Below are 16,953 nucleotides of genomic sequence, written 5' to 3' on the forward strand. Positions count from 1 at the left end.
AGTGGGAACGGAACGAAGAAATTGGCGCCAAAGTTTTCGATTGTGTTCAGTCTGTTTTTACAAAATTCCTTTTCCTTCACGTAAAATTTCGGGTTCGCCACTTGTTAAATCTACAATGGTAGAAGCAACGTTGTCTCCGTAGCCAGAATCGATAACCAAATCTACCAAATGGTCGTATTTTTCGGCGATTAATTCGGGGTCTGTAGAATATTCTATAATTTCGTCGTCATCTTTAATAGACGTAGAAGCGATAGGATGACCTAGTTTCTCTACAATTAATTGCGGAATTGGATGGTCTGGAACTCTAATTCCTACGGTTTTTTTGCCTTTGTAAGCCAAAGGAAGATTTTTGTTGGCATCTAAAATAAATGTAAAAGGCCCTGGTATTTTAGATTTTAGCAATCTAAAAGTTGAAGTTTCTATAGGTCTGGTAAATTCGGAAAGGTGGCTGAGATTGTTACAAATTATAGAAAATTGTGCTTTTTCTAGAGTTGTATGTTTTAATCTGGCGAGTTTTTCCATGGCTTTGATGTTGTTGATGTCGCAGCCCAAAGCATATACCGTATCTGATGGATAGATAATTAATCCGCCATCTTCAAGAGTTCTAATAACCTCGCTTATGTAGTTTTCTTGAGGGTTTTCGGGGTATATTCTTAGAATTTTTGCCATATCTCAAATTTAGTGATTTTTAAATTTATTTAAGTGAAATTTGTTAAAATTTATTCTAAAGCTATTTTAAGAATTTCTTCAGGCTGATGAATAATATATTTTGGATGGCAAGATTTTAATTCTTCTTCGGAACGGAATCCCCATGTAACGCCTACAGCATCAATTTCTGCATTTTTTGCAGTGTTCATATCAACTGAAGTGTCGCCAATGTATAAAACCTCTTTTTTATCTGTGATGTTGCAAATTTTAAGAATATCCAAAACTATTGTAGCGTCAGGTTTTGGCAGATAGCCTTCTCGGTGTCCAAAAACCACGTCGAATTCTATTTCTGGGAAATAACTTTTTACAACTTCTAGTGTTGCTTCGTGATATTTATTAGATGCTACGGCAATTTTTATATTATTTTTCTTTAAATTTTTTAGAACATCTATAATTCCATTATAAGGAGCAGTAAAATCTTTGTTGTGGTCGTTATAATAAGGAACAAAAATTTCTCTCACTTTTTTCACATATTCTGGAGTTTTATATTGCTCTGGTAATGCTCTTAGAAATAGTTTATCAATACCATTTCCTACAAAAATTTTATAGGCATCTTCTGGGTGAGTAGGGAAGTTTAATTTTTCTAAAGCTAGATTGGTTGCATTTGCTAAGTCTGTAATGGTGTTTAAAAGAGTGCCGTCTAAATCAAAAATTACCAATTTTTTTGTCATTTTCTTTGTTTTTTGAAATAAAAAAGGAGAATTATGTTTTGTTCACTTTTTATTTTGATGTGAGAATATATTTGAGTTTTAAATTTATATTTTATCTTTTTTAGTAATTGAAAATCAGTTGTTTTTGTTTTATTTGTTTGATTTTCAATCTTTTAAAATTAATTGAAATACTCTTTAAAGTTGATGCAATAATACGTAATTCTTTTCTAATGAAAATTTGTAATCTTTACAAAGTAAAGTTTTATTAGTAATTTGAAAGGGAGTTTAGATTACATAAATGTTAATAATTTTTTATATTTCTTAATTTTCTGTCTCTTACATCGTGATAATGGTAATTTTTATAATCGTTTTTCTTTATGAAAATTAACAATTCTGAGTTGTTTTCTCTGTTTTTTAAGATACTATATTGTCAATTTACGATACTATATTATCTTAATTTGTTAATTTTTTCTAAATTTTTGGTTTTTCTTTACTTTAATTTTAACATTTTTTCAAATTTTCAAATTTTCAAATTTTCAAATTCTATATGGCGCTGTTTTACAGTGTTTTATTGTAGTTATTACTTATGGTTTTGTTGGTTCTTATTTTTGACTTATCATAATTTTTACCATAACTATTAATGATTCAATAAAATGTTTGACTGCTAATTATCATTTTTTAGAAATAGAAATTTTATTTACTATTGAAGTACAAATTATCATAAAAGATAAGATAAGTCTAAAGGGTATTAAAAAGGACTTTTTTTTCTATAATAATTTGAAAATATTTTGATTTAAGATGCCTCGATTTGATTTATGTTATATAAGAGAATCAAAATAAAAACTTAATAATTTATTCATTTATAAAAGATGAATAATAATCATGGAACCAATTATTAACCAATATATTAAAATCATGGAAAGAAAATATTGTAAACCTACAATTCTTCCCTTTTGGATGGCATTATCTTTCAGCTTATTTGTGCAGCAAAATGGTTACGCACAAAAAAAAGATACCCTTTCTGCTGAAGGAAAAGAGAGAAAAGAGACCGTCGATATCAAAGAAGTAGTTCTTATTGGATATGGCACTCAGAAAAAGAAAGTTTCTACGGCTGCTACGTCTGTAGTTGGTGGCAAAGATATTCAAAACGTAAGCAGTTTGGATGTTGTAAATGCTATACAAGGACAAAGTACTGGTGTTTCTATCACTTCCTCTTCTGGTCAGCCAGGAGCTGGTATGGTAGTAAATATTCGTGGTGTAGGAACCGCCGGAAATAGTGCTCCGCTATATGTAGTAGATGGAGTAGTGATTGATAACGGTATAGGATATCTAGACCCTTCTTCAATTGAGAGAATTGATATTTTGAAAGATGCTGCTTCTGCTGCAATTTATGGTGCTAGAGCTGCTAATGGTGTTGTGCTAGTGACAACTAAAAAAGGAAAAGAAGGTAAAATGAATTTATCTTTTAATTCTTTTACAGGTTTTCAACAGATTGCAAAACGCCTAGATTTGTTAAGTACTAGAGAATATACCACAATTATTAACGAAGCAAGAATAAATTCTGGTATGTCTCCTTTATATAGTGCACAACAAATTGCTGCATTTCCTAATACAGATTGGCAAGACCAATTGTTTAAACAAGGAGCTATAAAACAAAGTCACTCTTTAATGATTACAGGAGGTAGCAAACGTTCTACTATAGCAACAGGTCTTTCTTACTTTGGTCAAGAAGGTCTTATTGGAAGCAGAACAGACCAGTCTGATTATAAACGTTTCACTTTTAATGTGAATTCTACATCAGAAGTAATTGAAGATGTTTTGAAAATTGGAGAAAATTTCTCTTATGCAAACATCAAAGGTTCTGGTATTTCAGACGAAGGTATTTATAACAATAGTATAAGATCATTCCTTAATGCAGCTCCAATAGATGCCGTTTATGATGCAAATGGAGATTTTGCACATTCTGTTATTTCTTCTGATATTAGTAACCCACTTGGTTCTTTATATTACAACAACTTTAAAGAAAATAAAATTGATAGAATTGTTGGAAACGTTTTTGCTGAAGCTAAATTTTTGAAAAACTTTATTTTCAGAACAAGTTTTGGTGTAGATATTACCAATAGTAATTACCGTTCTTTTGCGCCAATTTATAGTTTGTCTTCTAATACAAATAACACAATTGGTAAAGTTACTCAATCTGCAAACAAAGGAACTGGTTGGATTTTTGAAAATACTTTACAATACAAAGGTTCTCTTGGAGATTCTCATCATTTTGATGTTTTGGTTGGTACATCTGCCAAAAAGAATAATTCAGATTATATGATGGCTTTAGGACAAGGGCTAAAAAGTAACGAATTTAAATACGCTTATCTAAGCAATGCTACTAAAACTACTCTAAGCACTGTTGCTGGTACAAGATCAGAATATGCAATGCAGTCTTATTTCGGTCGTTTTATGTATGATTATCAAAACAAGTATTTATTATCTGCAAGTATTCGTAGAGACGGTTCTTCTAACTTTGGACCAAATAATAAATACGCAGTTTTCCCTTCTTTCTCTTTAGGATGGAATGTTGATAAAGAAAGTTTCTTCCCAGAAAATAACGTATTGAAAACTTTAAAAGTAAGAGCAAGCTGGGGACAAAATGGTAACGACCAATTCCCACAAAGTTTTGTTTACATGTCTAGAATTAATACATACGACAAAAATTACCACTTTGGAACAGACGGAGAACTTGTTGTGGGTGCTAGTCCAGACGAATTAGCAAATCCAGATGCAAAATGGGAAACTTCAGAACAAACAGACTTTGGTATTGATGCTACTTTATTTTCTTCTGTAACCCTATCATTAGATTATTATAACAAAACTACCAAAGACTGGTTAGTAAGAGCGCCTGTTCCAGATATTGCTGGTGCTACAGCTCCTTATATTAATGGTGGTGATGTAAATAACAAAGGGGTAGAATTATCTTTAGGATATAAAACAACATTCGGGGATGGTTGGAGTTTTTCTGTAAACGCTAACGGTTCTTACAATAAAAATGAAGTTACAAGAATTGCAAACTCAGAAGGTATTATACACGGAGATTCTAACTTATTATTCCAAGGGATTGATGAGTTAAACAGAGTACAAGTAGGAATGCCAATAGGATATTTCTATGGTCTTAAAACTGCAGGAATTTTCCAAAATGCAACAGAAGTAGCAGCAGGGGTACAACCAAATGCTAAACCTGGTGATGTAAGATTTGTAGATTTAAACGGTGATGGAAAAATTGATGCCAACGACAAAACTAAAATTGGAGACCCAAATCCAGATTTTATGTATGGTTTTAATGTAGATTTATCTTACAAAGCTTTTGATTTGTCTATCTATACTTATGGTACAGCTGGCGGACAAAATATTTTTGGTTCTCATGATTATACACGTGCTTACAATAACTATACTACGGAAATTTTGAATAGATGGACAACAGAAGGAACTTCTAACAAAATACCAAGAGTTACTTACGGTACAGATGCAAACGGAAATTATACTCATTTCTCAGATTTGTATATTCAAGATTCAGATTTCTTTAGAATTAAAGCAATAACTATCGGTTGTGATATTTCAAAATTAACAGATAGATTAAAACCTTTTAATAAATTTAGAATCTACGCATCTGCAAACAACCTATTTACATTTACAAAATACAAAGGTATGGACCCAGAAATTGGTTTTGGTAATACCAACCAATCTTGGGCAAGAGGTATAGATGTAGGATATTATCCTCAGCCTAGAACTTATATGTTAGGTCTTAACGTTAATTTTTAATACTTAAAATCATGAAAAAATATATATATCTTACAGCAGTATCAAGTTTGTTTGTATTAGGAGCTTGTGCTGATGATTTCTTAGAAACCGAACCATATACAGAACAAGTAATCGAAAATTTTTATAAAACTCCAGAAGATGCTTATCAAGGTTTGGTAGCTACTTATGATATTTTACAAAGAGAAGCTTATGGAACAAACTTACTGATAAGCGAACAAGCTTCTGATGATTGCTTTGGAGGTTACGGAATTGCTGACGGACAAGCAGACTTAGAGTGGGATCGTTTTCAATATGTTACAGATAAAGACATGAATTCTTTAGTTTGGAAAACAGGCTACCAAGGTATCTACAGAGCTAATGTTTTGCTAGAAAATTTAGACAAAGTAAACTGGGGAACCAATACAGCTCTTAAAACTAAATATGAAGCTGAGGCACGTTTCCTTAGAGCGCATTATCATTTTCAAATGGCAAAAATGTTTGGAGATATTGTAGCATTAGACCATACTATTACTTCTGCGGAGTATTTGTCTCCTAGAAGTTCTGCCGAAACTACATACAAATTAATTGCAGAAGATTTAAAATTTGCTGCTGATAATTTAGGAAACGATAATTATTCGCAAAAAGGAAATGCAAATTTTGGAAGAATCACAAAATGGGCTGCAGAAGCTTATTTAGCACGTGTTTTCTTATTCTATACAGGTGTTTATAGCAAATCAGATTTGGCTGGTGTAGTTACAAAAGCTCAAGCTACTACTTATATTAATGATGCCGTAAACAATAGCGGACATAATCTAGTATCAGATTACAAAAACCTTTGGAGAGCAGCTACTACATCTACAGATTTTGCCGGCGAAGACAATACAGAGATGGTTTTTTCAGTTCGTTTTAATGGCTCTGGTAATGGAGATTGGAATTTACACGAAGGAAACCGTTTTCAAGTAGATATAGCACCTCGTGGTAGTAGTATTGGAAATTACTCTTCAGGTTGGGGCGGCGCAACTGTAAATCCTAAATTGGTAAATGCTTATCAATCTGAAGATACAAGAAAAACGGCTTCTTTTATAGATTTCGTTGGCGAAGGATTGGTTTATGATGCTGTAAAAAGAGAACAAAGACAATACACAGGTTATACATGGAAAAAATATTGCCCTGTTTTAGGAGAAGAAGCTACAGGAAATTTCCAAATAGATAATGTACAAGATTATGCAATCATCCGTTTTGCTGATGTTTTATTAATGGCTGCCGAATTAAATTTAGATTCAAACTCTGGTTTTGCTCAGACATGTCTAGACAGAGTAAGAGATAGAGCTTTTAAAGATACAGCTCACCGTGTAACTGTAACTAAAGCCACCGTTATGAACGAACGTAGATTAGAGTTAGCTTTAGAAGGTCTTCGTTATTTTGATTTACTGAGACAAGGTTTAGATGTTACAAAATCTGCAATAGATAATACAGATACTAATTCTGAGTTCAATGTTACTTTTAGAAAAGAAACATTAGGTTGGTTCCCATTACCACAATCTCAAATTATACTTTCAAACGGAGCTATTACACAAAATCCGGGTTGGTAATTAATAATTATTAAAATTTTAAATCATGAAAAGAATATTTCACATATTAATAACTTTGATGGTTTTGGGCTCATTTTTTTCTTGCGAACCTATAGAAAATAGAGATAGCCTACCAGAAATTAATAAGACGGCATCAAATTTAAATTTTTCAGTATCCATAGATGCTACCAATAAAAACAAAGTAATCTTGGTAAATAACGATTCGGATGTAATCCCTTATTGGAGCTATACAGATGCTCTAGGAAACGAAATAGCACATTATAATTCAAATAAAGTTGAATTTACAGTTCCTTTTGCAGGTACATACTATGTTCATTATACTGGTTATACTCGTGGAGGAGCTGTAGAAGCAGAAGCTAAAAAAGTGATAATTACTCAAAACGATTTATCTCTTTTTAATGATTCAAGATGGGATAAACTAGCTAATGGAACTAAAGGAAAAACTTGGGTTTTAAATATGGTAGCTCCTCTAGAATTTATAGGTGGTAACCGTGTTGATTATGTTAACAGAGCTGTTAGCGGACCTGGTTGGTGGCCTAATTTGTCAGATATTTCTTGGGCTGGTTTAGAAAATAAAGATTGGGGAGAAATTACTTTTGACTTAAATGGAGGTTATAATGTAACTGTTAATCAAACTAATCCTTTATTAGGAAGTACTATAAAAACAAAAAAAACTGGGACATTTAATTTTGCTCTTACAAACGGAGAAATAGATGATAAGATTACATTTAATGGAGGAACAGAAATGTTGCATCCTAATGAACCAAGTTATTTTAGCTCTTCGTTTAGTTTTACCAGTGTTAAAATTGTAGAGTTAACAGAAAATAGCTTATGTTTTATTGCTATAAGAGCTGATAATGATTATTTAATTTATCATTTGATTCCGAAATCATAATTCTCTTATTTATAATTTTCTCAGCTGTAATGTGTAAAAATTGCAGCTGAGATTTACTATATAGTATTAGTATTATAGCTGTTTTTCCCTTATTTTTAAATAAAAATCAAAAATATGATGCATGTAAAAAAAGCATTGATAAATAATTATTTATTATTTGCTATTTCAAGTGTTCTAACATTAAATTCTTGCGGAATAAGCAACGAAATTTATAATGAAAGAAAGATTTCTATTAATTCTGATTGGAATTTTCATTTAAATGACAGCATTAAAGACAGAGATACAATATCTGCCGCTACACAATGGCGAAAACTAGATTTACCTCACGATTGGAGTATAGAAGGACGATTTGACGAGAAAAGTAAAGCTGGTGTTGGAGGTGGAGCTCTAAACGGTGGATTAGGCTGGTATAAGAAAAATTTCAAAATAGAAGCCGAAGACAGCAATAAAATTACATCCGTAGTCTTTGATGGAGTTTATAGAAATAGTCAAGTTTGGATTAATGGCCATTACCTTGGCAAGCGCCCGAATGGATACATCACTTTTCAGTATAATCTTTCTCCATATTTGAATTATGGAAACAAAGAAAACGAGATTATTGTAAAAGTTGATAATTCTAAACAACCCAATTCTAGATGGTATTCTGGCTCAGGAATTTTTAGAAATGTATGGCTAGAAACTACAGATAAATTACACGTAGCACCTTGGGGAACCTATATTACAACTCCTGTTGTAAATAATGATAAAGCGAGCATTCTAATAGAAACTACAATTCAAAACCAAAATTCAACTTCTAAGCAAGCAACAGTTAACACTATTATTTTTAAAGGAAAGAAAAAAATTACTTCATTTTCTCAAAATATAACTGTTGAAGCTAATACCAACAAAGAAATAAAACAAGAAACATCTATAGAAAATCCAATTTTATGGTCTATTGAATCTCCAGAATTGTACACTGCAGTTACTGAAATTACCATAGACAATAAGATTGTAGACCAATATAAAACACCTTTTGGTATTAGAAGTTTTACATTTGATTATGACAAAGGTTTTATCCTAAATAACAAACAAGTAAAAATAAAAGGAGTTTGTTTGCATCACGATTTAGGAGCTTTGGGTTCTGCTATCAACACAAGAGCCATAGAACGCCAATTGCAAATAATGAAAGATATGGGAGTTAATGGTATCCGTACTTCTCACAATCCTCCCGCTCCAGAATTATTAGATTTATGCGATAAAATGGGCTTCATTGTGATGGATGAAGCTTTCGATATGTGGAAACTTAATAAATCTAAATACGATTATGGTAGCGATTGGGATCAATGGCACAAAAAAGATTTAGAAGACCAATTGCTTAGAGATAGAAACCACCCAAGTATTTTTATTTGGAGCATTGGCAACGAAATCTACGAACAATGGAAAGACGAAAGTGTAAAAATGTCTAAAGAATTAGCAGATATTGTTAAGAACTTAGACAAAACCAGACCAATTACAGCCGCAATGAATCCGCCTGTAAATATGAATATTGATGAGGTAACTCTTCAATTCGAGAAATCTAAAATTTACATTAATCCTTTGGCTGGTTCTGGTAATTTAGACCTAATTGGGTACAACTATGCACATCAAACTTTCGAACACCACAAAACTAATTTTCCTAAAACGCCTTTCATTGCTACAGAAACTACTTCTGCATTAGCAACAAGAGGTTATTATGATAAAGTTTCAGACACTATTATTAATTGGCCAATAAAATGGGATATTAAATTTACTGGTGGAAACCCAGGAAATACCGTTTCGGCTTACGACCACGTTAAAACACCTTGGGGTTCTACTCACGAAGCAACTTGGAAAATCATCAAAAAACACGATTTTTTATCAGGAATGTACATCTGGACTGGTTTCGATTATATTGGCGAACCAACTCCTTACGAATGGCCTTCTATCAGTTCTTATTTCGGAATTGTAGATTTGGCAGGCTTCCCAAAAGATGTTTATTATATGTATCAAAGCGAATGGACAGACAAAACTGTTCTTCATCTTTTCCCTCATTGGAATTGGAAAGTTGGAGATAATGTTGATGTTTGGGCTTATTACAATAATGCTGATGAGGTAGAACTTTTCCTTAATGGCAAATCTCAAGGGATAAAGTCTAAAAAAGGTGATGATTTACACATTATGTGGAGAATTCCTTATCAACCAGGTACACTAAAAGCAGTTTCTAGAAAAAATGGAAAAATTGTTGCCGAAAAAACCATTAAAACAGCAGGAGAACCAGCAACATTACAATTAACACCAGACCGAAGTACCATAAAAGCCGATGGAAATGATTTATCTTTTGTAACGGTAGATATTATGGACGAAAACGGAATTTTTGTGGCTACTGCCAATAACGAAATTCATTTTTCTGTAAAAGGAAATGGTAAAATTGTTGGCGTTACCAGCGGAGACCCAGTAAGTCACGAATCTATGAAAGGAAACAAACATACTGCTCTTAGCGGTAAATGTTTAGTCATTATACAGTCAGCTAAAAATGCAGGCGAAATAGAACTTACCGCCAGTGCAGAAGGGCTTAGAAGTCGTTCTGTAATTATAAATGCTAAGTAAGTTTATTGTTTACGAATAATTAGACGATTTTAAAATCAATAACAATGAAAAAAAGAATATTATTATCCATCTGTTTGTTTATAACAGGTAGTATTTTTTTACCCAATAAATCTCATGCTCAAATTCAAAATGCAGACGTTTTGAATGCGCCAATAGATATTAGTAAAGATTTCAACAATTATCTTAATACTTTCTATTTTGCCGATGAGTTAACAAGTTTTGACCCGGCAACAGGAAAAGGAACGATTAAATACATCCGAAATAATTACCAAACGCGTCAGGCGTTCAACAATATGATGATGAAACCTGCGCCAGTTCCCGCTAACGAATTTCCTACTACAGAGTATGATGCTTCGCCAGAATTACCTTTCCAAATTCAATTTGTTTCAGATAGAACAATTAGAATCAAAACCACTTCTGGTCCGCAATTTCATCCTGAAAAAGAATCTTTAATGTTGATTGATGGCACTGCACCCAATCATCCAGAATTATGGAAATATTCTAAAATTGATGGCGGTTATAAATTTACCAGCAAACAAGGTTCTGTAGAAATTCAAGTAAAACCTTGGCATGTAAAAATCTACGATGCTAAAGGAAAATTACTTACAGGAACACTTCACGATACCGATTTTAAAAATACTTATACGCCTACTTTGCCTTTCTCTTATGTGAGAAGAAATAGCGATTATTCTAGAAGTATGGGAGCTGCTTTCAGCTTAGAACCAGACGAAAAAATCTTCGGTTGTGGCGAATCTTTTACTCAATTCAACAAACGCGGACAAAAAGTAGTGCTTTGGACAGACGATGCCAACGGAATTCAAAATGAAACCATGTATAAGCCAATTCCTTTTTATATGAGTAGCCGTGGTTATGGCGTTTTTATGCACCATTCTACACCTATTACAGTAGATTTTGGTAAATATTATGCCAGTGCAAACGAAATGTATATTGGTGATGACGAAGCAGATTTGTTCTTCTTTATTGGTGAGCCAAAAGAGGTTTTAGACGAATATACCAACCTTACCGGCAAAGCTGCAATGCCTCCGCTTTGGTCTTTTGGTTTTTGGATGAGCAGAATTACGTATTTCACCGAAAAAGAAGGTAGAGAAGTTGCCAAAAATTTAAGAGCCTATAAAATCCCTACAGATGTAATTCATTATGATACAGGTTGGTTTGATATAGATTGGAGAAATAATTATGAATTTGCAAAAACTCGTTTCGAAGACCCTACCAAAATGATGGCTGACCTTAAAAAAGATGGTTTCAATATTTGCTTATGGCAATTGCCTTATTTTACTCCAAAAAATACATTATTTAAAGAAATTGTAGATAAAAATCTTGCTGTAAAAGACCGAAAAGGAAATCTTCCTTATGAAGATGCAGTTTTAGATTTTTCAAATCCTGAAACAGTAACTTGGTATCAAGGGAAACTTAAAAAACTTTTTGACCAAGGTGTGAGTGTTTTCAAAGTAGATTTTGGCGAAGCTGCACCTCCAGATGGAATTTATCACTCTGGTAGAACTGGTTTCTACGAACATAATTTGTATCCTTTACGTTATAACAAAGCAGTTGCAGAGATTACTCAAAAAGAAAAAGGTTACACGCTTATTTGGGCAAGAAGTACTTGGGCAGGAAGCCAAAGATACCCTTTACATTGGGGTGGCGATGCAGAAACTACCAACGGAGCAATGGCTGCTGAATTAAGAGGAGGATTATCTCTAGGTCTTAGTGGTTTCAGTTTTTGGAGTCATGATGTTGGTGGTTTTGCTACAAAATCTCCAGAAAATATTTACAGAAGATGGACGCCATTTGGGATGTTTACTTCGCACGTTAGAAGCCATGGTGAGCCGCCAAGAGAACCTTGGTTATATAGCAAAGAATTTTTAGAAGGTTTCCGAAAAGCAGATAATATGCGCTACGAATTAATGCCTTATATCTACGCTCAGGCAAAAGAAAGTTCTCAAAAAGGTTTACCAATGTTAAGAGCTTTATTTGTAGAATTCCCGAATGACCCAGGTTCTTGGTTGGTAGATAACGAATATTTATTTGGGTCTAGCATGTTGGTAGCGCCACTTTTAGAAGAAGTTACCGAAAGAGATGTTTACTTGCCAGAAGGAACTTGGATAGATTATCAAACCAAAAAAGTATATAAAGGTGGTTGGCACAAAATTAAAGCGGGCGAAGTTCCAATTGTAGTTTTGGTAAAAGATGGTACTGCAATTCCGCATATCGCTTTGGCACAATCTACAAAAGATATGGATTGGAGCAAATTAACGCTTAAAGTTTTCGCCGCAGATACTACCAATACTGCAGATGCAAAAGTTTATTTGCCAGATACTGCCGAAGTACAAAATATTAATGTTTCTAAAAAAGGAAATGCTTTTGAAGTAAAATCTAACCCTTTAAGTGGTAAAACTACCTTTAAAGTAGAATGGGCAAAATAATAATGAAGTAAATGTTTTTGATGAACATTTTAGATAACAAAAATTAACTGTAAAGAATGAAAAATATAGTATTACTAGCATGTTTAGCGGTTTCGGGAATGTTTTTTTCTCAGAATAAAACCTACGAATTATCTTCTCCGAAAGGAAAAAATAAAATTAAATTCGAATTGGTGAATAACGCTCCAAAATATGCAGTCTCTCATGGCAAAACTCAAGTGATTTCTCCATCTGATATGGGTTTTCTGTTAAAAAATAACGAAGATTTAAGTCAGAATTTTGAAATTTTAAAAGTCGAAAATTCTACTTTTGATGAAACTTGGGACCAAGTTTGGGGCGAAAAGAAAAAAATACGAAACCACTACAATCAAATGGTGGTAAAACTTCAACAAAAAAATCAAAACAAAAGAAAATTAGATATTCAATTTCGTGCTTATGATGATGGAGTAGCTTTCAGATATGTATATCCGAATCAAAATGATAAAGACAGCATCTTCATTATGGACGAAAAAACGACATTCAACCTAAAAGAAGACGGGCAAGCTTGGTGGATACCTGCTTACAGAGAAAACAGATACGAATATTTGTACCAAAAATCTCCTGTTAGCAAGCTAGATACCGTGCACACTCCTTTAACTATTGAAAGCAATAGTGGTTTAAAATTAAGTTTCCACGAAGCCAATTTAATCGATTTTGCGAGCATGACTTTGGTGAATACCACAGGAACGCAATTGAAATCTGACCTCGTTCCTTGGGCTGATGGCGTAAAAGTGAGAGTGAAAGACAGTTTTACTTCTTCTTGGCGAACTATTCAGATTGGAGAGAAAGCTGGCGATTTAATAGATTCTTATCTCATTCTTAATTTGAATGAACCTAATAAATTAGGAAATCCAACGTATTTTAAACCTTATAAATATACTGGAATTTGGTGGGGAATGCACATTGGGAAATATACTTTCTGGGAAAGCGAAAAACAAGGTGCTACTACTAAAAATGCTTTCGATTATATCGATTTTACAGCAAAAGAAGGTTTCCATCACATGCTTATTGAAGGTTGGAACAAAGGCTGGACTCCACAATGGTACGAAAACCACATGCACATGTTTAGTTTTACCAAAACAGCAGACAATTTTGATATAGAAAAAGTAGTAGATTATGGTAACAAAAAAGGTGTTGAATTGATTGGTTACCACGAAACTGGTTCTAATTTAATCAATTATTTAAAAGAAATTGATGCAGGTTTTGCACTTTACCAAAAATTAGGAATTCACACCGTTAAAATTGGTCATGTTGGTTCTAAATTGAATATGAAAGAATGGCATCATGGTCAGTTTGGAGTTAATTATTTTAGATATGTGTTACAAAAAGCAGCACAATATAATTTAGCTGTTTTCTATCACGAACCTATAAAAGATACTGGCGAACGCAGAACGTATCCTAATATGTTGGCAAGAGAAGCTGCACGTGGACAAGAATATAACGCTTGGAGCGAAGGCAATCCGCCAAGTCATGTTGTAATTTTACCTTTTACAAGAATGCTTTCAGGACCTATGGATTATACACCAGGAGTTTTGGATGTAGAAATTAAACAAGGTTATCCAGGTAAAAGAATTCACGGAACTACTGCTCAGCAATTGGCAATGTATGTAGTTTTTTATTCTCCAATTCAAATGCTAGCAGATTTACCAGAAAATTATACAGGAAAACCAGAATTGCAATTCTTGAAAGATGTTCCTACAGATTGGGACAATACAATAGTTTTGAATGGCGAAATTGGCGAATACATTACAACAGTAAGAAAAGACAGAAATTCTAACGATTGGTTTCTTGGAAGTATGACCAACGAAAAATCTAGAGATTTATCTGTATCTCTTTCTTTCTTAGATAAAAATGCTCGTTACGAAGCTCAGATTTATGCTGATGCAAAAGGAACTAGCGAAACAGTAAACCCAACTGCTGTTGCTATTTCTAAAAAAATAGTAAAATCTACAGATGTGCTTCAGTTGCATTTAGGAGGTTCTGGAGGTACCGCTATCAGATTCAAAAAATTATAAATTTTGATTTGAAAGTTAAATAGAAGAAATTTTAGTCTTTAGTTATTAAAATGAAAAAGTATTTAATATATCTGTTCTTTTTTGTAATGATTGCACCCATTTATGCTCAGCAAAAGAGTAATAAGGTATACCCATTTCAAAATTCTAAACTTTCTACGGAAAAGCGAATTGATAATCTATTGTCTTTAATGACTTTAGATGAAAAAATTACAGTATTAAGTACTAATCCTTCAGTTCCAAGATTAGGAGTAGTAGGTACAGGTCATGTTGAAGGTCTGCATGGTTTAGCTCTTGGTGGACCAGGAGAATGGGGTGGAAAAGGCAAACAAGCACTTACCACTACTACTTTTCCTCAATCTTATGGGTTAGGAGAAACTTGGGATGTTAATTTAATTCAAAAAGTTGCCAATGTTGAAGGCTATGAAGCGCGATTTGCTTTACAGAAATACAATCGTGGAGGATTGGTAATTAGAGCTCCAAATGCAGATATAGCAAGAGATCCAAGATGGGGAAGAACCGAAGAAAGTTTTGGGGAAGATGCTTTTTTTAATGGAACGATGTCTGTTGCTTTTATAAAAGGTTTACAAGGCAATCATTCTAAATATTGGCAAACAGCATCGCTGATGAAACATTTTCTTGCTAATAGTAATGAAGATGGGAGAACTTATACATCATCTGATTTTGATGAACGCTTGTGGAGAGAATATTATTCTGTTCCTTTTAGAATGGGGATAGAAGAAGGTGGCTCACGTGCTTATATGGCAGCATATAATAAAATTAATGGAATTCCGGCGATGGTTCATCCAATGCTTAAAGAGATTACTCAAAAAGAATGGGGACAAAATGGAATTATCTGTACAGATGGAGGTGCTTTTAAATTATTACTTTCAGACCATAAATTTTATAAAGATCAATATTTAGGAGCTGCAGCAACTGTAAAAGCAGGTGTTAATCAGTTTTTAGATGATTATAAAGAGGCCGTAGAAGGTGCTATAGCAAAAGGATTTTTAACAGAGAAAGATATTGATGATGTTATACGAGGAAATTTTAGAGTAATGATAAAACTAGGAATGTTAGATAATTCTATAGAAAACCCATATTCTAAAATTGGTTTAGAAAATGATGCTGTTGATCCTTGGAAAACCGAAGAACATAAAAGAATAGCATTAGAAGCAACTCAAAAATCAATTGTTTTGTTAAAAAATGATTCAGATATATTGCCTTTGCAAAAAGAAAAAATAAAAACTTTTGCAATTATTGGAAATCGAGCAGATCAAGTTCTTTTAGATTGGTACAGCGGTACGCCTCCCTACACCGTTACTCCTTTGCAAGGAATCAAAAATAAATTGGGCGAAAAAGTAGAAATCTTATTTGCTAAAAATAATGCAGATGGTAAAGCTGCCGAAATTGCAAAAAAAGCTGATGCTGTTATCATAATTGTAGGCAATCATCCTGTTTGTGATGCAGGTTGGGCTAATTGCCCAATACCGAGCGAAGGAAAAGAATCTGTGGATAGACAATCTTTAACACTTGAGCAAGAAGATTTGGTTAAAATTGCATTTAAAGCCAATCCTAAAACTGCGGTAGTTTTAATGAGTAGTTTTCCGTATGCGATTAATTGGACTCAAGAACACGTACCTGCAATTGTTCATCTTACAAATAATAGTCAAGAATTAGGAAATGCACTTGCGGATGTATTGTTCGGAGACTACAATCCTGCAGGTAGATTAATACAAACTTGGGTTAGAGAAATTACTGATTTACCAGATTTAATGGATTATAATATCAGAAACGGAAGATCATATCAATATTTCAAAGGAAATCCTTTATATGCTTTTGGACACGGTTTAAGTTATACAAAATTCAATTATAACTCAGTTAAAACCAATTCTGAAACTTTAACTAATAATGGGGAAATACAAGTTTCAGTTTCCATTACAAATTCTGGAGATAAAGATGGAGATGAGGTAGTGCAATTATACGTTAAACATCTCAATTCTAAAGTAACTCGTCCGATAAAAGAACTGAAAGCCTTTCAAAGAGTGTTTTTTAAAGCAGGAGAAACCAAAGATGTTTTACTTACGCTTAAAGCTAAAGATTTACAATTTTGGGATGTAGAAAATCAAAAATTTGAATTGGAAAAAGATACTGTGGAATTACAAATAGGTTCATCTTCTGATGCTATAAAACTTAAAAAATTGCTTAATATAAATTAAAAGA

Annotated in this window: 9 protein-coding genes; 7 read left to right on the plus strand and 2 right to left on the minus strand. The window is 33.0% G+C overall.

The features are described from left to right. Nucleotides 1–57: 57 nt before the first annotated feature. Entirely contained in the window at nt 58–669 is a 612-nt protein-coding gene (locus QM746_RS08540; RefSeq protein WP_374364925.1) for an L-threonylcarbamoyladenylate synthase, read from the minus strand. Between the two features lie 50 nt (nt 670–719). Next, on the minus strand, nt 720–1,379 hold the full coding sequence (locus QM746_RS08545; protein ID WP_414983829.1) for an HAD family hydrolase: 660 nt from the start codon (nt 1,377–1,379) through the stop codon (nt 720–722). An 861-nt stretch (nt 1,380–2,240) separates the two neighbouring features. On the opposite strand from QM746_RS08545, the gene QM746_RS08550 reads away from it, so the two are divergent. From QM746_RS08550 to QM746_RS08580, 7 genes are all read left to right on the plus strand, one after another. Then, on the plus strand, nt 2,241–5,168 hold the full coding sequence (locus QM746_RS08550) for a SusC/RagA family TonB-linked outer membrane protein (protein ID WP_414983830.1): 2,928 nt from the start codon (nt 2,241–2,243) through the stop codon (nt 5,166–5,168). A gap of 11 nt (nt 5,169–5,179) precedes the next feature. Then, nucleotides 5,180–6,739: a RagB/SusD family nutrient uptake outer membrane protein gene (locus QM746_RS08555; protein ID WP_414983831.1), complete on the plus strand. Its 1,560-nt coding sequence runs from the start codon at nt 5,180–5,182 to the stop codon at nt 6,737–6,739. Nucleotides 6,740–6,764: 25 nt separating this feature from the next. Further along, nucleotides 6,765–7,634, plus strand: coding sequence for a hypothetical protein (locus QM746_RS08560; RefSeq protein WP_414983832.1), 870 nt, complete (start codon nt 6,765–6,767; stop codon nt 7,632–7,634). Nucleotides 7,635–7,748: 114 nt separating this feature from the next. Beyond that, on the plus strand, nt 7,749–10,238 hold the full coding sequence (locus QM746_RS08565; RefSeq protein WP_414983833.1) for a glycoside hydrolase family 2 TIM barrel-domain containing protein: 2,490 nt from the start codon (nt 7,749–7,751) through the stop codon (nt 10,236–10,238). A 44-nt stretch (nt 10,239–10,282) separates the two neighbouring features. Continuing rightward, the gene (locus QM746_RS08570) at nt 10,283–12,682 is read left to right on the plus strand and encodes a TIM-barrel domain-containing protein (protein ID WP_414983834.1); all 2,400 of its coding nucleotides are present in this window, start codon (nt 10,283–10,285) and stop codon (nt 12,680–12,682) included. 56 nt (nt 12,683–12,738) lie between these two features. Further along, nucleotides 12,739–14,733, plus strand: coding sequence for a glycoside hydrolase family 97 protein (locus tag QM746_RS08575; protein ID WP_414983835.1), 1,995 nt, complete (start codon nt 12,739–12,741; stop codon nt 14,731–14,733). 50 nt (nt 14,734–14,783) lie between these two features. Beyond that, the gene (locus QM746_RS08580) at nt 14,784–16,949 is read left to right on the plus strand and encodes a glycoside hydrolase family 3 C-terminal domain-containing protein (RefSeq protein WP_414983836.1); all 2,166 of its coding nucleotides are present in this window, start codon (nt 14,784–14,786) and stop codon (nt 16,947–16,949) included. The last annotated feature ends 4 nt before the right edge of the window (nt 16,950–16,953 follow it).

The sequence above is a fragment of the Cloacibacterium sp. genome, from assembly GCF_047601505.1.
In the GTDB taxonomy this organism is placed as follows: domain Bacteria; phylum Bacteroidota; class Bacteroidia; order Flavobacteriales; family Weeksellaceae; genus Cloacibacterium.